This is a genomic window from Empedobacter stercoris, from assembly GCF_020281205.1.
In the GTDB taxonomy this organism is placed as follows: domain Bacteria; phylum Bacteroidota; class Bacteroidia; order Flavobacteriales; family Weeksellaceae; genus Empedobacter; species Empedobacter stercoris.
Map to the genome: position 1 here is coordinate 50,944 of NZ_JACXZC010000004.1, position 20,000 is coordinate 70,943.

Sequence of the window (20,000 nt, forward strand, 5' to 3'; positions counted from 1 at the left end):
ATCAACTATTTTCCGAACGGAATTCCGACCATAATTTGTATGTTTCGAGCTTGTTCTGGTAATTGTAAAGCACGATAAAAACTAGTGTGATTGTAATAATTTTTATTGAATAAATTAGAAACTTGAACACTTAAATTTGCATGAAAATTATTGAATTTAAGTTTCGTTTTTCCTCCAATGCCAACTAAAAAATAACTTGGAGTAAGATCTTCGTTTTGTGCAATTTTATCTTGCTTAAAGGTATATTTTCCATTTACAAAAAAGCTCAACTCATCTAAAAATCCGATATTTTGATTGACTTTATAATTAACTTGTCCAAACACATTATTCGCAGGCGTAAAAGGAAGATAATTTCCTAACTTGTTATTCTCAGTAATTTGTCGGTTATACAAATATTCGTAGACAACATTTGCATCAAAGTTTTCGTTGATTTTTTTACTAACTTCAAATTCAAAACCAGTTAATAAAGCTTTGCTTTGCGTATATTGATAAATTTGTCCGCCATGAGGAAGTATAGAAAATTGTCCCGAAGGTTTCAAGAAAATGTAATTACTGAAATAATATAAATAAGGACTTACCGATATATCCCAATCGTTTTTATGAAAAACGGATTTAAAGTCGAATGCAATTCCTTTTTCAACATCCAAATTGTCATCACCGCGCTCGTGTCTAAAACTTCCGTGATGAATTCCATTAGAACCTAATTCGATAGCTGTTGGTAAACGGAAATTTGTTCCAATATTTAAATTGAAATCCCATTGTTGATTAGGTTGAAAAGTTGCACCAATCATTCCATTCAAATTGCTAAAATTACGATCGATGGACTTACTACGATTGGCATAATAATCTGCTATGCCTGTTGAGTTTCCTTTTTCGATTAAATAATTGTATAAAAATTCATCAAAATAGCCTTCAGATTTAAAAGTAGAATAATCATAACGTAAACCAGCAGTTACTTTCCATGTATTTCCTTTTTTGAATTCTTCAATCAGAAATCCACTAAAAATGTTTCGATCATATTTTGGTAATAAATAATTGTATCCACTAATATTATTTACCTGAATTTGCGCTTTAGCACCAATTATCGTCTTGAAATTTTTACTGTGATTATGTTCAAATTTTAATTGAGAATCGTAAGTAGAAAGATTAAAATCTAATTCTAAATTCGGATTTAATAAAGGAGCTGGTTGATTTGCGTAATGTGTATGAAAAGCACTTACTTCTTGTCGACGATTATTTTGGTAGCTACCCAGAAATTTCAGAACATCTTTCGAGTTTAAGCGGAATTCATTTTCAGAAATTACTTTGAAATGATTTACTTTTTGATAAGGAAATTCGATATTTCGGTTATTTCCATCATCTTTTAAGCGATCAATAGATGGAATTCCGTGCGAACCAGGGAAAAACCCAATCTTTTGGTTAACATTAGAAACAGTTAAAATCGAGCGAAATTTTTCGCCAATATAACCAGTTTGTATTTCTGAATTAAAATCTTGTCCAGCCGTATTTTTTACTCGTTTGTTGTAAATTGGTAAATACCGATTGAGGTAATAAATGCGATCTGTTGTTGTTTTGTAATCGGCATAATCTGAATAAGAACCTTTTATTTTGTAGAAAAAATGATTTCCACGAGATTTTAAATTAAATCCAATTCCAATATTATCATTAATCGATTGATACAATGCTTTTGTTTCTCCAGAAAGCGAATGTTTTGCGGGTAAATTATTGTTATTTATTTTGATAACTCCTGCAATAGCTTCATTTCCGTACTCCAATGCAGCAGGTCCTTTTATGACTTCAATATCTTCAATATTTAGCGCATCAATCTCTAAACCATGATCGGCTCCCCATTGTTGACCTTCTTGTTTAACTCCATTTTCAGCAACAATTAATCGGTTGAAACCAAGTCCTCGTATGATTGGTTTTGACGCTGAAGACCCAATTCCAGAAGCGTTAATTCCAGCCATATTTTCTAATGATTTGGCTAAAGATCCTGCATAGTTTTCTTGAATATAGGATTGATCGACACGTTGAATATTTGCAGTCGAAAAATCGTGATGATGTCCCAAAACAGTTACTTCATCTAAATTGTATGCTTTGTGAAATGTAAGGGTAAAGACAAATTTTTGATTTTTATCAAATGTGATGTTTTGCGAAAAAGGTTCGTAACCTTGTTCATCAATTTGCACTTGGTATTGCCCTTGATATAAATTTTCTATTTTGAATTTTCCTTCAGCATTTGCATGATATTCATCGTTGTTAATATATAAGGTTGCGAAAGGAATTGGTTGTTGGTTTTTATCAATAATTTGACCTTCGAAAATATTTTGCGCAAACACAGATCCGCACAAAAATGTAGCTACAATACTACATTGTATGTTGATTGACATAAATACAATAATTTAATAACGTTAAAAAAATAAGGATGGTTTTTTACTGAAATTAAATTATATAGGGTGGTGCTCGAAGGCTTTTTTGAGTAAGTAATACTGTTTGTTTTACACGAGTTGTGTAAAGTGTTTTATCTTTTTGAATGAATGATATCGACCATTGAAATAATTCGATTTCTGAATCATTTTCGATAAAATGCTGATTGAAATGACAGACTGTACAGCTGTGATCGTGTACGTTAGAGAATTGCTCTTTTAATTCTTTGTGCTCTTCATTAAAAGCGTGTTCCAATATATGCGCAGATTGATACACTGTCATAAACAGTGAAATCATTAGCATGGTATATTGGATGAATTTTTTCATTTCTCTTGCAAAAATACTATTTTATTTCATTTCTCTCAATTCTTTTAAGTTTTGTTGAAGTTTTCTTAAAAATAGAAAATAAATAATTCCATAATAAATAGCCCCTATAATTACGATAAATGTAACAGCTGTTATGATAGCAATCCATCCGTAAAGAGAGGCGTTATCTGTAAGAGGTTGAATGTCATTTACATGTTTTGCTAAATAAATAGATTGACCTAATTCGTAATAAAACGGTGCAGAGGAAACAATCAAACTCAAAACGGTAAAAAGAATAAATAAATTGACTAATCGACGGAAAGAGATGATGTTTTTCATTAAATCAACAACAGATTGATTTAGATTTATTTTCTTGTAGTAACGATAAGCCATGACCAAAAATCCGAATGTAATGACTATACTAAAAACTGATGCAATTTCATAATTGGTAATCGTTTTCTCTTCAACTAATGATTTGACATCATTATTAAAAAAATTTTTCCCCGAAATTAAGACATAGGCATTGTAAACAAGAAAAAGGATGAATTCACAAAACGTGAAAATAAACAACCATTTTATTGTTGTTGATGATTTCTTTTTTAACATTTGAAAAATTTGATTTTGATCAAATTTTTCTTCTTCCTTGATGGAACCCCAAATTGATTTTAAGTCATCTAACTCCATTATTGTTCCATTTTAGACATTATTTCTTTCAATTTAATCTTCACACGATTCATTTTTACACGCGCATTCACTTCTGAAATTCCTAAAGTTTCGGCAATATCTTTATAAGGTAAATCTTCTAAAAAGAGGAGAACTAAAGCTCTTTCTACATCATTTAATAGACGAATAGCAGCATACAATAGGGTGATGCGTTCTTCTAAGAATTCGTCTTTTTCTTCTGACTTTAGATGAATAAAATGCGTTTCGTTTAGGTCAGTTTCGTTTGATTTTGATTTCTTTCTAATTAAAGTAATAGCGGTATTCAAACTAACTCGATACATCCATGTGCTAAATTTAGAATCGCCTTTAAATGAATCGTATGAACGCCATAATTGCAAAACAATCTCTTGAAATAAATCGTCATGAGAGTCTTTGTCGTCTGTATAAATACGACAAACCTTGTGGATTATTCCTTGATTTTTCTCGACTAATTCAGTGAAAATTTTTGCTTTATTGTCCAAACTATTGCTTTGTTGACTTTATATGTAGTATAAAAAATTGAAATGTTACAACCAAAAATAAAAAATCCTCTTATATTGCTATAAGAGGATTAACCTAACTAACTTAAACCTATGAAAAGTTGTTCTACTTTTCTATTGCAAGTATAGAGAATAATTATTGATTACACAATATTTTTTTTCAATTGTTAAAAATTTACTAAATAACTAAGAATGATTCTAAACTAACTATTATGTTAATGAAATGATATATTTCATTGTGATTAGAGTAGAGGGATGATTAAATTTGTAGAAATATCTAAAAAATTAAACGAATTGCTTTATGGCAAATGAATCATTACTAAAATCGTCGATTGGTAGGAAGTTCGCGATGGCGCTTTCAGCGTTATTTTTGATCGTGTTCTTGTTACAGCATTTCGTGATTAATGCGTTATCTGTAATTAATCCGAATGGGTTCAATGAAGTTTCGGCTTTCATGAGTAACAACCCTTTTATTCAGTACTTAATGCAACCTATCTTATTAATTGGTGTAGTTTACCACTTTGTAATGGGGTTTGTATTAGAGGCTCAAAACAAAAAAGCTCGTGGACCAGTTGCTTATCAAAAGTATAATGGTGCTGCAAATGCAACTTGGATGTCAAGAAATATGATTATTTCTGGATCTGTAATTTTAGTTTTCTTATTATTACACTTGTATGATTTTTGGGTTCCAACAATCATGGATCACTACATTACTCCAAATCCAGAGTTCGCGCAAGGAAATTACTTTATGAATCATTTAGGTCACGTATTCTCATTAGAAGGTGCTTTAGGATTTGTAAGATTAGTAATTTACATTGTTGCTTTTGTATTTTTATCATTACACTTACAACATGGTTTTGCTTCTGCATTCCAATCTATTGGTGCAAAACATAGCAAATATACACCTGTAATTGTAGCTTTCGGGAAATGGTATTCTATTTTAATTCCAGCTGGTTTCATTATCATCGCTGTTTACCATTTTTTTGTTAAATAATTAAATAATATCAAGAATGAGTATATTAGATTCTAAATCTCCACAAGGAGATATCGCAAAACAATGGAGCGAACACAAAGCTCACTTAAACTTAGTGGCTCCAAATAACCGTGATAAAATTGATGTTATTGTAGTTGGTACAGGTTTAGCTGGAGGTTCTGCTGCTGCTACTTTAGCAGAATTAGGATACAAAGTTAAAGCTTTTTGTTATCAAGATTCTCCACGTCGTGCTCACTCTATTGCTGCACAAGGAGGGATCAATGCTGCTAAAAACTATAAAGGAGATAACGACTCTATCTACCGTTTATTTTACGATACAATCAAAGGAGGTGATTACCGTGCTCGTGAGTCTAACGTTTATCGTTTAGCAGAGGTTTCAGGTAATATCATCGACCAATGTGTAATGCAAGGGGTACCTTTTGCACGTGATTACGGTGGTTTATTAGATAATCGTTCTTTTGGTGGGGTACAAGTATCTCGTACTTTCTATGCGAAAGGTCAAACAGGACAACAATTATTATTAGGTGCTTATTCAGCAATGAATCAGCAAATTCACTTAGGGCACATCCAAATGTATAATCGTCACGAAATGTTAGACATTGTACTTGTAGATGGAAAAGCTCGTGGTATTATTGCTCGTAATTTAATTACTGGTGAAATCGAAAGACATTCTGCACACGCAGTAGTTATTGCAACTGGTGGATATGGAAACGTATATTTCTTGTCTTCTAATGCAATGGGATCTAACGTAACTTCTGCTTGGAAAATTCATAAAAAAGGTGCTTTGTTTGCTAACCCATGTTATGTACAAATTCACCCTACTTGTATTCCAATTCACGGTACAAATCAATCAAAATTAACGTTGATGTCTGAATCTTTGCGTAACTCTGGTCGTATCTGGGTTCCTAAAAAGAAAGAAGACGCTGAGGCGATTCGTGCTGGTAAGAAGAAAGCAGTCGATATCAAAGAAGAAGATAGAGATTACTACTTAGAAAGACGTTATCCTGCATTCGGTAACTTAGTTCCTCGTGACGTTGCTTCTCGTGCTGCTAAAGAGCGTTGTGATGCTGGTTACGGTATTGAAGCAAACGAAACAGGAGAAGGAGTTTACTTAGATTTTACAGATGAAATTAAGAAAAAAGGTCGTGAAGTTGCATTTGCAAACGGTGATCAAAATCCATCAGATGCTGAAATTGAAAAATTAGGTAAAAAATGGATTGAAGAGAAATATGGTAACTTATTTCAAATGTATTATAAAATTACAGATGAGAATCCATATGAGAATCCAATGCGTATCTATCCTGCAATTCACTATACAATGGGTGGTGTTTGGGTTGATTACAACCTACAATCAACAATACCAGGATGTTTCGTAGCAGGAGAGGCTAACTTCTCTGATCACGGAGCTAACCGTTTAGGAGCTTCTGCCTTAATGCAAGGTTTAGCAGATGGTTATTTCGTTTTACCTTACACTATAGCAGATTATTTATCAGCTGATATCCGTACAGGTAAAATCCCAACAGATACACCTGAATTTGATGAAGCAGAGAAAGCTGTAAAAGATCAAATTCAACACTTCTTAAACAATAAAGGAACTAAAACAGTAGATAGTTTCCACAAACGTTTAGGAATCATTATGTGGAACAAAGTAGGTATGGCTCGTAACGCAGAAGGTTTAAAAGAAGCGATTGCTGAAATTGCTGCTTTGCGTGAAGAATTCTACCGTGACGTGAAAGTGCCTGGTGAGGCTAACGAAATGAATACTGAGTTAGAAAAAGCAGGACGTGTAGCTGACTTCCTTGAATTAGGACAGTTAATGGCTATTGACGCACTTAACCGTAACGAATCTTGTGGTGGACACTTCCGTGAGGAGTATCAAACAGAAGAAGGAGAGGCTATGCGTGATGATGCAAACTATGCTTATGTTGCTGCTTGGGAATACAAAGGAAGCGACATTAACGCAGAGGTTTTACACAAAGAAGAGTTGAATTACAAATATATCGAGCTTAAAACTCGTAGTTATAAATAATAAAATCATTTTGCTTGATAGTTTACGATCAAGCAAAATGTCAAAATATCATATAGAATTATGGCATCATCAAAAACAATCAGCATCACGCTGAAAATTTGGCGTCAAAAAAACGCTAATGCTCAAGGAAAAATGGAAACATATTCCTTAAAAGATGTTTCTACAGATTCTTCTTTCTTAGAAATGCTTGATTTATTAAACGAGCAATTAGTAGAGGAAGGAAAAGAGCCAGTTGCTTTCGACCACGATTGTCGTGAAGGTATTTGTGGTATGTGTTCTTTATTCATTAACGGTGAAGCACACGGACCAGATAGAGGTGTTACAACTTGTCAATTACACATGCGTAAGTTCAAAGATGGTGAAACGATATACATCGAACCATGGAGATCTGCTGCATTCCCAGTAATCAAAGATTTAATTGTAGACCGTACATCTTTTGATCGTATTCAACAAGCTGGAGGTTACATTTCTATTAACACATCAGGACGTACAGTAGACGCAAACAATATTCCTGTAAACAAAATGAATGCAGATGAAGCGTTTGACGCTGCAACATGTATTGGTTGTGGAGCATGTGTTGCAACTTGTAAAAATGGATCAGCAATGTTATTCGTAGGAGCAAAAGTTTCTCAATTCGCATTGTTACCTCAAGGACAAGTAGAAGCTGCTCGTCGTGCTCAGAAAATGGTTGCTCAGATGGACTTAGAAGGTTTTGGTAACTGTACAAATACAGGTGCTTGTGAAGTTGAATGTCCTAAAGGAATTTCTTTAGATAACATCGCACGTATGAACCGTGAGTATTTATCTGCTAAAATTGTATCACAAGAATAATACATTCTGATATATATTTATAAAAGAGAGGCATATGTCTCTCTTTTTTTGTGCTTTAAAAAAGCATAAAAAAAGGATTTCAATTGCTTGAAATCCTTCCCAATGTCAAATTCTTTCCTTTGAATAAGTCCATTGTAATTTGTCCTTTCTAAATGATTATAAAAAAAGAATTTTATAAATAGAACAAATATCTATTTTTAATAATAAATGATATACACTCATATATGACTAATAATAAAGTCTTATATAAACTATGAGCCGAAATCAATTAAAAAGAACGTCTGGTTTAAAAAGGATTTCAATTGCTTGAAATCCTTCCCGAAATTTTTGATAATGATTTGAATTAACTTCCACCTTTAAATGGAAATTCTCTGTCGGCTTAAAAATTTCGTTATTTTCATGGGAAAAACAATTATTGATTTTAATGTTCTGTTTTAAAACAACTCAAGTATTCTAAAGTCCTGAACGAATAATTATTAATTCCTTGATGTAAAATTAATGACAAAAATCATGTTCAGCAAATTATTTTGCATTAATTTAAAAAGTTTAACACATCAATAATGGATAAGATAAATAAAAATCCAGCACATTATGTGCTGGATTTTAAGCTTAAGACGACTAAAATATAGTGTTCTGAGATTATTTAATGTTCTTAAAACTTCTATTGATAAAATTTGTTAATTCTTTACCTTTTAACAATCCTTGTGATAATTTTGCTAAATCTAATGCTTGATTAATCAATGCATCTTTTTCTTCCTTCGATTCTTTTGCTAAAATTTCTGTTGCTAATTCTGAGTTTGCATTTACGACAACATTATACATTTCTGGAAAATTACCCATTCCAAACACTCCTGCACCACCAGAAGTTTGCATATCTTTCATTCTGCGCATAAATTCTGATTGTGTAATGATGAATGGTGCATCTGTTCCAGATAAATCTTCTAATTGAATGGTGTATGATTTGTTGTTGATAGAGGCTGTGATATCCGTTTTCAATTTTTCTTTGTCTTCATCCGATAATTTAGAAATTTTTACTTCATCTTTTTCAATCAAATTATTGATATGATCTGCATCAACTCGAACAAAAGTTACATTTTCTTTTGTTGATTCTAATTTCTGAATCAAATGAGAAGAAATAGGAGAGTCTAATAAAATAATTTCGTAACCTTTCTCTTTTGCAATTTGAATATATTGATCTTGCCCATCAACATCAGAAGAATAAAGTACAACTAATTTTCCATCTTTGTTGGTTTGATTATCTTTTATCGAAGCATTCAATTCTTCCCATGTAAAGTATTTACCATCTACAGTTGGATACAATGCAAATTTGTCCGATTTTTCGAAGAATTTATCTTCCGAAATCATTCCATATTCAATCACAACTTTAATGTCGTTCCATTTTTGTTCATAATCTTCACGATTCTGATTCATTAATGAAGACATTTTATCTGCTACTTTTTTCGTGATATGTGCCGAAATTTTCTTCACAGCACCGTCTGCTTGTAAGTAAGAACGAGAAACATTCAACGGGATGTCTGGAGAATCTATCACACCACGTAATAGCATCAAGAAATCAGGAACAATTCCTTTTACTTCATCTGTTACAAACACTTGATTTTGGTATAACTGAATACGATCTTTATCGATATTAATGTTGTTTCCTAATTTAGGGAAGAATAAAATTCCAGTTAAATTAAACGGATAATCAACATTTAGGTGAATGTGAAACAATGGCTCTTCGAATTGCATTGGATACAATTCTCTGTAGAAATTTTGGTAATCTTCGTCTGACAGTTCAGATGGCGTTTTAGTCCAAGCTGGATTTGTATTATTGATGATATCATCTACTTCAATTTCTTCTGGTTTTGCATCTTCTGCAGCACCTTCTGGTAAAGGAAGTGTTTCTTTTTTTGTTCCAAATTTGATTGGAATTGGCATGAATTTATTGTACTTTGTCAATAATTCACGGATTTTCCATTCATCTAAAAATTCTTTCGAATCTTCAGCAATATGTAAAATAATTTCTGTTCCACGCTCTGTTTTATCCGAATTTTCTAATGTAAATTCAGGCGATCCATCACATGTCCAATGCACTGCGGGGTCATCTTTGTACGATTTTGTGATAATTTCTACTTTATCAGCAACCATAAAAGCAGAATAGAAACCTAAACCAAAATGTCCAATAATTCCATCCGCATCTTTATGTTGATTGATAAATTCTTCAGCACCAGAAAACGCCACTTGATTGATGTATTTTTCCACTTCATCAGCTGTCATTCCAAGTCCTTGATCAATAATGTGTAAAGTGTTATCTTCTTTATTGATTTTTACTTCAATTTTTGGATTTCCGTATTCTACTTTTGCATCACCAATACTTGTTAAGTGTTTTAACTTCAATGTTGCATCAGAAGCATTCGAAATTAACTCACGCAAAAATATTTCGTGATCACTGTATAAAAACTTCTTAATTAATGGAAAAATATTCTCTACCGAAACATTAATACTTCCTTTATTCATCATTATTGTATTTTTTATTTTTAATAATTAGTTTTTCTTGCAAATTGTCTGAATCATCAGATTTGTTGATTGGTTTTTAAATTTCAAAAGACATTCCAAAGGAAAGGTTTATGACATTTTGTCTTAAAATAGATCTTGTAAAATGCTGATATTTGCTTAATTTTCGGTTAAAATTTAGAAAGATGAAATTCGGAAAAGTAGAAAATCCAGAATTGGTAGATTTTACATTGCCAAAAACACCAAAAGAAACAATTGACTTATTAAATAAAATTGATAAAACTGATGATTTTGAGGTCTATGTAGGCTGTGCAAAATGGAATAAACAAGATTTGAAGAATTTTTATCCGCCTAAAACAAAAGATGAATTAACTTATTATTCAACGCAATTTAATAGTATTGAACTGAACGCAACTTATTATCGTTCTCCAACTAAAGAAGTTGTAGAAACTTGGACAAATAAAACGCCGAATGATTTCAAATTCTTTCCGAAAATTCCGCAAAGTATAAGTCATTATGGAAGATTGCAAAATGTGACGGATAAATTGAATCAATATTTGGACGCTGTTGCGTTGTTTGAAGAAAAGTTAGGCATGATTTTCTTGCAAATGCACGAAAACTTTGCACCAAAAGATTTTGATAAACTTCAAAATTTCATTGAAAACTTTCCGAAAGGTTATCCGTTAGCGGTTGAACTCCGTCATGAAGAGTGGTTTTCGAACGAAGAAAATTTTAATCGATTAGTAACATTATTAGAAGAACATAATATTTCGAATATTATTGTTGATACAGCGGGTAGGCGAGATATGGTGCATATGCGACTGACTTCCTCAGAAGCTTTTGTGCGTTTTGTTGGAGCTAATATACCGTCCGATTATGATCGTTTAGATGAATGGATTGAAACAATTAAACTTTGGAAAGCCGAAGGATTAGAAAAATTATATTTCTTTATTCATCAAAATTTGGAACTTGAATCTCCAATGTTAGCTAAATATTTCATCAAGAAATTAAACAATGATTTAGATTTGGATATTCGTGGACCACAAGATGAATTGACGTTGTTTTGATCGAAAAATTATTGTAGAATAAGCGCATTTTATAAATTGTTTCCATTAATTTTGTAGGACAAATAAAATCAAAAGATTCTTCTTATTTATGAAACAATTCACTTCGGTTTATGATGTAGCAAACATCGACGAATTACTAAAAACAGCCTTAGAAATTAAAGCAAATCCTTTTGCTCAACAAGAAGTTGGAAAAAACAAAACAGTTGGTTTAATATTTTTTAATCCAAGTTTACGAACTCGTTTAAGCTCAATTAAAGCAGCATATAATTTAGGTGCAAATGCTTGGGTTTTGAATGCAGGAGCAGATTCTTGGACGTTAGAAATGGCAGATGGAGCTGTGATGAACGGAGATTCACAAGAACATATTAAGGAAGCAATTCAGGTAATGAGTGCATATTGTGATGTTTTGGGAGTTCGTACATTCCCAAAATTAGTAGATCGTGACGAAGATTATAACGAAATCATGTTTAATAAAGTAAAAGAATTGTCTTCTGTGCCAGTTGTTTCTTTGGAAAGTGCAACGTTACATCCATTGCAATCTTTTGCAGATTTAATTACAATTGCAGAAAAAACAGGTTATACACCAGGAACTCAATCTGCAAAAAAAGTAAAAGTAGTGATGACTTGGGCACCACATCCACGTCGTTTACCACAAGCTGTTCCAAATTCTTTTGCACAATGGTTTTCTAAAGTAGATTGGGTTGATTTTACAATTGTTCAACCAAAAGGTTTAGAATTAGATCCGAAATTCACAGAAGGAGCGACAATTGCTTATGATCAAGATGAAGCATTAAAAGATGCTGATTTTGTTTATGCAAAAAACTGGTCATCTTATGAGAATTATGGTCAAGCAAATGGAGGAGATAAAGATTGGGAAATTACGATGGATAAAATGAGTTTGACGAACAACGGTAAGTTCATGCATTGTTTGCCAGTTCGTCGTAATGTTGTTGTTTCTGATGAAGTATTAGATTCTGATCATTCTATTGTGATTGATGAAGCAACAAACCGTATTTATTCGGCTCAAACTGTATTTCACGAGATTTTGAAAAATAATTAGATTATTTTTTTTTATAAATTAAGCCACTCATTATGAGTGGCTTTTGTATTTATTTTTTTATTATTTTCTTTGTAGCTTCTTTACCATCAATAAGTGTTTTTAAAATATAAATTCCATTTGGTAAATGTGATACATCGATTTCATTCTTAGTTGACTTTAATACTATTTGTCCTTGTAAATTATAGACGACAGAAGAAGTTAAATTACCTTTTGTTTTAATTTGTATAATATCTGTAGTTGGATTTGGGAATACTTCAAATTTAGTATTAATAACTTCGGAAGTTCCTAAATCAGAATCGGGTAGAGTAATTAGAAATGAAACTAAAGCATCGTCTGTTCTTCCCAAACCAACGATATGTTTTCCATTTGTAGACATACCTAATGGTAAAGCGAATGTTATTCCTAAGTCATCGTAACCTAAATTCTCTTTTACGTATGTATTCAGATTAACTAAACCTGTTTTTTCTGTCCAAATAAACCCTTCACCCATTGCAGCTGATCCAGGCCATCCTCTATAATAACCAACGATTGTACTACCATCATTATTCGTCGCAGTAGAAGCTCCTCTAAAGAAGATGTTTTCGTTAGGGTGATTAATTGTAATTAGACTTCTTCTTTGCTCCATTTTGAAGCAGAAAATCCAAATGCACCAATCATCCATTTTCCATCTCCAGAAACACCAGAAAACTCTGTTACAAATTCATCATTTGGTCCTTTAACAATTGTTTGTTTATTATCTTCCCAATATGCGGCCTGTCTATTGCCATCTTCTCCATCTTGCCATCCAACGTATATTTTACCGTCATTACTTACCGCATTGATACGGGAAAACCTTTCTTCAACTGTTGAACCTAAATCTACTAAACCTTCTTCTTTTGTCCATACAGCAGCATGCGCATTGTTATCCTTTGATTGTATTAAACCTACAACTTTACTACCATCTGGCTGAAAATCCCAAACAGATCCTGCAACTTTATCTAAATGTTGTCCAAATGAACCTAAATATTGCCATGTAGCCGTTGCTAAATTATATAAACCCATTTCGACAATATCTGTTGCAGGATTAGCAACCGAAGCAGCAATTAGACTACCATCTTTAGAAACTTTTGGAGAACCTACATTGTATACATTTTCAGGCATTTCATTTAAGACTTGGATTCCTTTATCTTTACTCCAAAAGAAATTAGCTTCCGAAGTGTTTAATGTAATAATGTTTCCATCATCAGTTACATCCGTTGCTGTTTGTCCAGAACCAATCGCATAAACTTGTGCATTTGCATGATTAGTATATAATGAGAGTGCTAAGGCTCCTATAAATAATAATTTTGAATAAAAATTATTCATATAACTTTGTGTTAATTGTTTATTACTAAGTTATTTATAACATTGATATGTTTTATAAAATAATTCAATAATCATAAAAATTCTGATTTTATAAAACTTAAAATATTGAAGATTAGTTAATTAAATTTTATTATGTGTTTTTGAAATTCTTGAATTTTAAATTAACAAAGACGTTGGTTATTTTAAAATACGTAATTTACATTGATTAATTCAATCGGTGAATAAAAAACAAGAATCTATACAAGAATTGATTTGTTGTCAATTTTGTATCTTTGGATAAAGATTTACAAATGGCAGATTATATCCGAATTCATCCAGAAAATCCACAAGAAAAATCAATTGATCAAGTGGTTAAAATTTTACAAAATGGAGGTTTAATTATCTATCCTTCCGATACAGTGTATGGATTAGGTTGTGATATTACAAATCTTAAAGCAATGGAAAAATTAGCGCGATTGAAAGGCGTTAAACTCGAAAAGTCGCATTTCTCTATTGTTTGCAATGATTTGAGCCATTTATCTCAATACACATTACCAATTGACAATAGTACGTTCAAAATCTTAAAACGTGCATTGCCAGGTCCGTTTACCTTTGTTATGAATGCCTCACGCAGTTTACCTGTCGCTTATAAAGGTAAGAAAACAGTAGGTATTCGTGTGCCGAATCATGCTGTTCCGCAATTGATTGTCGAAAAATTAGGAAATCCTATTGCATCAACATCTATTTATGATGAAGATGAAATTGTGGAATATACTACTGATCCCGAATTAATTTTTGAGAAATGGGAAAAGTTAGTAGATGCTGTAATTGATAGCGGTTACGGTGATAATGTTGCTTCGACAGTTGTTGATATGACAGATGGCGTAGAAGTTTTGCGTGAAGGTAAAGGTGATATTGAAGATTATTTATAATTTATTTGAAGAAAAGAAAACATGAAAATATTATTATCTCCAGCAAAGATGATGAATCTTGAAACGAATGCAAAATGGAGAGCGACTACACCACAATTTTTAGCACAATCACAAGAAATTATGGATGTAATGAAAGAAATGAGTGCAAAGGATCTTGAAAAATTGATGAAAATTTCGAAAGATATTTCTGCTATGAATGTAGAACGTAATCAAAATTGGACGATAAAGCCAACAGCTAAACAAGCTATTCCCGCAGCTTTAGCTTTTAAAGGCGAGGTTTATAGAGGATTAAATGCAGAAACGTTAAACGAAGAAGCATTAGATTATTTCAATAAAAATGCTTTTTTACTTTCTGGTTTATATGGTATGTTGAGACCTTCTGATAAAGTAATGTTGTATCGTTTAGAAATGGGGTCCAAATTAGATGTGCATGGTTCTAAGAATTTATATGGTTTTTGGAAAGAAATTTTAACGTCATTTTTTAATTCAAAATTAAAGAAGGGAGAGTTTATCCTAAATTTAGCGAGTAATGAATATGCGAAAGTTCTGGATAAAAAATCACTAAAAGCATCAATGATCGATGTAGAATTTCAGGATTACAAAAACGGTGAATTGAAAAAAATCATGATGTATTTTAAACATGCTCGTGGAGCAATGGCGCGTTATTGTGCAGAAAATAATGTTGAAACATTGGATCAAGTAAAAGCATTTGATGTAGATGGGTATCGTTTTGATGAGAATTTATCTACCGAAGAAAAATTGGTTTTTACACGATAATTTACAAATAATATGTATAACTTAAAGACTGCTAAAAAGTAGTCTTTTGTTATTTTTGAGAAATATATGGAACAGCCTTTTATTGATAATTTACCTATAAAAATTATTTATTCGTTCGAGACTTTATTCAAGGAACTCGAAGCGTCTGAATATAATTTTGGAGAGTTTAATGCCTTTTTAGAATACCTAAAAGTAACTCGTCCAGAATTGATTGATGGAGTGGAAACATTTGAAGATTTTGAAAAATTAATTCATAATGTAGAACCAATTATCGATAAAATTATTCCAAAACCTTTTATTAAATATAACCTGAAAGCAATAACTTTCCCGTTTTCGGATAAATTTATATTTGCAACCGATCGATTAAAGGAATTCATAGAGAATAAGACATCAAGCTTAAAATTTAATTATGAACACCTTGATTATGAAACACTCTATAAGTTTTGTTGTTGTTTTATTTTATCAAAATATTACCATAAAAATTTAGAATTCAATTTATCCAATCAATTGGTTATAGAAAATGAAAATGGTTACAAAACCTATTTGGGAACGGATATTAATCATGATTATTTTAAAATATTTCCTTCTGAAAACAAATTCGAATTGTCTGAAGATGAAATTGATGACTTGTTGAATAATTACGAAGACACTTCCTTGTGGATGAAAAAATTTCCGATTGGTTCGTGGATTGCCAAAGGGTTTAACTTGGTATCATTTTTTGATAACACAACCGAAATCGCACTTTCTAACTTGAAGTCAAAACTTTTATCTTACGGAGAACCTTTTGATATTGTGAGATCTGATATTATTTCGGCTTTAAAATCAATATTTCGAATCAATGAACTTGAGGTTGGTTTTTCTGCTTACAATTCAGATAAAAATCAATTGGAGATTAGCCATCTTTTGCAATTAAATAATAGTTTGTTGATGGATCATCGTAAAAAATTGAAATTAACTGATATCGCTTGTACTGATTTACAAAATAAAATTTCGAAAGCTGATTACTATGTTGTTTCAAGTGTTGATGCAGCTTTCACGAAATTTCCTCAAGACAAAATGTTGAAAATTGCTAAAAATTCAGGAATCAAGAGTTTAATTCTTTATCCACTTAAAAATGGAAATTCATGTCTTGGTGTTTTAGAAATTGCTTCAAAAGAAGCTGGAGTTTTTAATCGAATTAATGCGAATCTTTTACGCGAAATTACACCGCTTTTAGAAGAATCTATTTACCGCTATTCGGTAGAATTTGAAAATCAAATTAATGCTTATATCCAAACCGAATATACTTCATTGCACCCAAGTGTTGATTGGAAATTTAGAGAAAAAGCTAAGGAACATCTATTAAATCGAGGAAATTCGAAACAAAAATCTCAAATTTCTTTTCAAAATGTTTATCCAATTTACGGTGAATTGGATGTGCGAAATTCATCCAATATTCGCAATGAATGTCTGAAAATGGATTATATCAATCAATTAAATTATTTGATCTTGATTTGTAAAGAATTGAATAAACGCTCGAATAAAGTGAAATTCTTGAGTTATATTGAAGATTTGCAAAATTTTTTAGAACGAATTGATAATGTCGATAAAATCTATTTTGAAAGTGAATTATTTGATTATATTTCTTTTCAAATACATCCCGAAATTCCGAAATATGTCAAAGAAGATGAGAAATCAATTATAGAAGAATATCTAAAAAAATTAGATTCGACCACAGGTTTATATTATGTGGAACGCAAAAAGTTTGATCAGTCTATTGCCATTACAAATTCTCTTTTGTCGAATAAATTGGATGCTTTTCAGAAGGATGCGCAAGAGATTTTTCCTCATTATTATGAACGATTTAAAACGGATGGAATTGATTATAATTTATACGTTGGTCGAAGTATAGCGCCTTTAAATAAATTTTCGTACCAAAATATTCGAGAAATAAGGTATTGGCAATTGCAAGCGATGATTGCTTTGGAGCAAGGTTACAAAAATATTCAGAAAAAAAATCCGTTAAAATTGGAAGTTGCTTCGTTACTATATGCAACCAATACGACGCTTGATATTTTGTTTAAATTAGACGAAAAACGCTTTGATGTTAATGGATACAACAATGCAAAATACGAAATCGTAAAGAAAAGATTGAGTAAGGCTTTTGTTAAAGGTTCAAATGAACGCATCAATCAGCCACATAAAATTTGTATTATTTATACCGAAGATATTTTGAGAGAAGAATACACAAATTATATTAATTTATTGATAAAAAAGGGATTTCTAAAAAATGATATCGAATATCTTGAAATAGATGATTTACAAGGATTAAGTGGGTTATTGGCAATTAGAGTTTCGGTGAATTATAAAAATAAATTGGAAGAATATAAAAAATTAGAAGAATAAAGAATGGAAAAAGATGAAGTGTTGCTAAATATTTCGATAGATAGTTCTGCCGAAAATATTTGGAAAGTATTGACAAATGAAGATTCATTTAGTGCGTGTTTTGACGATATGAAAATGAGTTGTAACGAGTGGAAAGTAGGAGAGAAGATTATTTTTGAAACGCATAAGAATAATGAAAAAATTGTAGATGAGGCACTCATAACGTCTATTTTAGAGAATGAAAGATTGCGTTACAATTACAAAAAACAAAACTCTGATCATGAAATTGAAGTGATTTTCAATCTAAAATCTGTGGGTAATTTTACGTATTTATCAATTGAAGGTAAAGATTTCGCTGATGAGTTTGAACGATCATATTCAGAAAATGCTTGGATAAATATGATGCAAAACATAAAGAAATATGTGCAAACAAAATAACCTTCAAATTTTTGAAGGTTATTTTGTTATATGATTTCATCTATTTTATAAAAGAAAAATATCCTCTCAAAATAGCATCATTCGATGCGTTTCGCGTATCAATTTCTAAAATTTTAGGACGACTACTTTCTGCATAAAAATTGTTGAAAGAATTTTCTAAATCAGTTAAATTTGAAATGACTTCATATTCAAAATCATACATTTTAGCTAAATGTTCTGCTGTGAAATGATGTTTGGTTTCGAAATAATCTTCGACAACATCTGTTTCGGAAGGACCAGGAATAAATTTGAAAATATTTCCACCACCATTATTGATCAAAATAATTCTGAAATTAGAAGGTAAATTAACATTCCATAACGCATTCGAATCATAAAAGAATGAAATATCGCCTGTTATCATTACTGTATTTTGTTCAGAAGCGATGCAAGCACCAATTGCGGTAGAAGTAGAGCCATCAATTCCACTTGTTCCACGATTACAGAAAACAGGATTCGAATCGTTGTGATCAAATAATAATCCATAACGAATAACAGTAGAATTTCCATATTGAATTTGCCAATTTTCAGGATAATTTCGAATAATAGAATCGAAGGCTTTCAAATCACAAAACGGAATCATATTGATATATTCTTTGTGTTTGATATTATTTGCTTCTCTAATCGAATTCCACGTTGTATAATAATCCGATTCTTTTGGATTGACAAATGGCACAAATTGCTCTAAAAAGAATTCAGGTTTTGTTTCAATTTTGTCCGTTAAAGCCTGAAATGTATCTGGTTGCCAATATTCATCTAAATGCCAATGTTGCGTTGGTTGTTTTTCACGCAAGAACTTTTTGATCTTTTTAGACACTATATTTTGTCCAATCGTCAAAAGAATATCTGGTTTCAAAGCTTCTAATTCTTCCTCTGAATAGGGAAAAATAACCTGATCTATTTTATTAAAATAACGATCATTATGAAGATTTGAAGTAACTTCTGTTAGTACAACAACCGAATCATCTTGTGCTAATTGCTTAAGCAAATAATCAAATTTGGCATTTGGATGATGCAAACCAACCAAAATCATTTTACGATTCGAAGAATTCCAACGTTTCATAAAATCAATAACATCAATTTTAGGATATACTTTTTCATCAATTGTGATGTTATCAATTTCTATATCGGGCGTAGAAACAGATTCGTATAAAGGCTCAGAAAATGGCATGTTGATATGAATTGGTGCCGATTTATGCATACAATCAATCAATGCATATTTCGTCAACAACATATTTCGTGTCAAATCATCTGTTTCCTCACTTTCTGATAATTGAACGTTGTGAACAGAATGTTTTTCGAATAAATTATTTTGACGAATGGTTTGTCCATCAAAATTATCTACCAAATGTTCAGGACGGTCAGCAGATAGGACAATTAGAGGAATATTCTGAAAAAAAGCTTCTGTAATCGCTGGGTAATAATTTGCAGTTGCCGAACCCGAAGTACAACAAACGACAACAGGTTTCTGAAGTTGCTGTGCCATTCCCAACGCAACAAATCCAGCCGAACGCTCGTCGATAACACTATAAGTTTTGAAACGTTTGTCATTGGCAAACTGCATCGTTAATGCTCCATTTCGAGATCCCGGCGATAATACGATATGATCAATTCCAAAAGCCAAAAATGTTTCGGCAATCAATTGAACATTTAATTTATTTGATATTTTTCTCAACGTAGTTGTCTTAAATTATAAAAGG

At 31.5% G+C, this 20,000-nt stretch carries 17 protein-coding genes; 9 read left to right on the forward strand and 8 right to left on the reverse strand.

The window, feature by feature from the left end; all coding sequences use genetic code 11:
• Positions 1-5 precede the first annotated feature (5 nt).
• The 4 genes from IF125_RS03155 to IF125_RS03170 are packed head-to-tail and all read right to left on the reverse strand — an operon-like array spanning position 6 to position 3,917.
• Entirely contained in the window at positions 6-2,390 is a 2,385-nt protein-coding gene (locus IF125_RS03155) for a TonB-dependent receptor (protein ID WP_225541477.1), read from the reverse strand.
• A 52-nt stretch (positions 2,391-2,442) separates the two neighbouring features.
• A complete protein-coding gene (locus IF125_RS03160) occupies positions 2,443-2,754 on the reverse strand; it encodes a hypothetical protein (protein ID WP_225541478.1) in 312 nt (103 codons plus the stop codon).
• A 21-nt stretch (positions 2,755-2,775) separates the two neighbouring features.
• Complete coding sequence (locus IF125_RS03165; RefSeq protein WP_188319926.1) at positions 2,776-3,417, reverse strand: hypothetical protein; 642 nt, start codon at positions 3,415-3,417, stop codon at positions 2,776-2,778.
• On the reverse strand, positions 3,417-3,917 hold the full coding sequence (locus IF125_RS03170; RefSeq protein ID WP_225541479.1) for an RNA polymerase sigma factor: 501 nt from the start codon (positions 3,915-3,917) through the stop codon (positions 3,417-3,419). Before IF125_RS03170 ends, IF125_RS03165 begins: the two co-directional genes overlap by 1 nt.
• A 319-nt stretch (positions 3,918-4,236) precedes the next feature.
• Between IF125_RS03170 and IF125_RS03175 the strand changes: the two genes are divergently transcribed.
• From IF125_RS03175 to IF125_RS03185, 3 genes are read left to right on the forward strand one after another with little or no spacing between them, the layout of a single operon-like run.
• Positions 4,237-4,929, forward strand: coding sequence for a succinate dehydrogenase cytochrome b subunit (locus IF125_RS03175; protein WP_171622204.1), 693 nt, complete (start codon positions 4,237-4,239; stop codon positions 4,927-4,929).
• Positions 4,930-4,945: 16 nt separating this feature from the next.
• Complete coding sequence (locus tag IF125_RS03180; protein ID WP_225541480.1) at positions 4,946-6,958, forward strand: fumarate reductase/succinate dehydrogenase flavoprotein subunit; 2,013 nt, start codon at positions 4,946-4,948, stop codon at positions 6,956-6,958.
• A 60-nt stretch (positions 6,959-7,018) separates the two neighbouring features.
• Entirely contained in the window at positions 7,019-7,789 is a 771-nt protein-coding gene (locus IF125_RS03185) for a succinate dehydrogenase/fumarate reductase iron-sulfur subunit (RefSeq protein ID WP_171622202.1), read from the forward strand.
• Positions 7,790-8,428: 639 nt separating this feature from the next.
• Here the strand turns inward: IF125_RS03185 and htpG are convergent.
• Entirely contained in the window at positions 8,429-10,306 is a 1,878-nt protein-coding gene (gene htpG, locus IF125_RS03190) for a molecular chaperone HtpG (protein ID WP_225541551.1), read from the reverse strand.
• A gap of 182 nt (positions 10,307-10,488) precedes the next feature.
• Between htpG and IF125_RS03195 the strand changes: the two genes are divergently transcribed.
• Entirely contained in the window at positions 10,489-11,370 is an 882-nt protein-coding gene (locus IF125_RS03195; RefSeq protein WP_225541481.1) for a DUF72 domain-containing protein, read from the forward strand.
• 88 nt (positions 11,371-11,458) lie between these two features.
• Positions 11,459-12,430 carry an N-acetylornithine carbamoyltransferase gene (locus IF125_RS03200; RefSeq protein WP_188319928.1) on the forward strand — a complete coding sequence of 324 codons (972 nt, stop codon included), beginning with the start codon at positions 11,459-11,461 and terminating at the stop codon, positions 12,428-12,430.
• A 49-nt stretch (positions 12,431-12,479) separates the two neighbouring features.
• On the opposite strand, the gene IF125_RS03205 is transcribed toward IF125_RS03200, so the two are convergent.
• Positions 12,480-13,055, reverse strand: a complete 576-nt coding sequence (locus IF125_RS03205) for a T9SS type A sorting domain-containing protein (protein WP_225539519.1) — start codon at positions 13,053-13,055, stop codon at positions 12,480-12,482.
• A complete protein-coding gene (locus IF125_RS03210; RefSeq protein WP_225541482.1) occupies positions 13,034-13,774 on the reverse strand; it encodes a hypothetical protein in 741 nt (246 codons plus the stop codon). Before IF125_RS03210 ends, IF125_RS03205 begins: the two co-directional genes overlap by 22 nt.
• Before the next feature lie 290 nt (positions 13,775-14,064).
• Here IF125_RS03210 and IF125_RS03215 point away from each other — a divergent pair, with 290 nt between their 5' ends.
• The 4 genes from IF125_RS03215 to IF125_RS03230 all read left to right on the forward strand — a co-directional run bounded on the left by IF125_RS03215 (position 14,065) and on the right by IF125_RS03230 (position 18,264).
• The gene (locus tag IF125_RS03215; protein ID WP_171622197.1) at positions 14,065-14,685 is read left to right on the forward strand and encodes an L-threonylcarbamoyladenylate synthase; all 621 of its coding nucleotides are present in this window, start codon (positions 14,065-14,067) and stop codon (positions 14,683-14,685) included.
• A 21-nt stretch (positions 14,686-14,706) separates the two neighbouring features.
• The gene (gene yaaA / locus IF125_RS03220; protein WP_225541483.1) at positions 14,707-15,462 is read left to right on the forward strand and encodes a peroxide stress protein YaaA; all 756 of its coding nucleotides are present in this window, start codon (positions 14,707-14,709) and stop codon (positions 15,460-15,462) included.
• Positions 15,463-15,528: 66 nt separating this feature from the next.
• Complete coding sequence (locus IF125_RS03225) at positions 15,529-17,847, forward strand: hypothetical protein (protein WP_225541484.1); 2,319 nt, start codon at positions 15,529-15,531, stop codon at positions 17,845-17,847.
• Between the two features lie 3 nt (positions 17,848-17,850).
• Positions 17,851-18,264 carry an SRPBCC family protein gene (locus IF125_RS03230; RefSeq protein ID WP_225541485.1) on the forward strand — a complete coding sequence of 138 codons (414 nt, stop codon included), beginning with the start codon at positions 17,851-17,853 and terminating at the stop codon, positions 18,262-18,264.
• Between the two features lie 40 nt (positions 18,265-18,304).
• On the opposite strand, the gene menD is transcribed toward IF125_RS03230, so the two are convergent.
• The gene (menD, locus tag IF125_RS03235; RefSeq protein WP_225541486.1) at positions 18,305-19,975 is read right to left on the reverse strand and encodes a 2-succinyl-5-enolpyruvyl-6-hydroxy-3-cyclohexene-1-carboxylic-acid synthase; all 1,671 of its coding nucleotides are present in this window, start codon (positions 19,973-19,975) and stop codon (positions 18,305-18,307) included.
• Positions 19,976-20,000 lie beyond the last annotated feature (25 nt).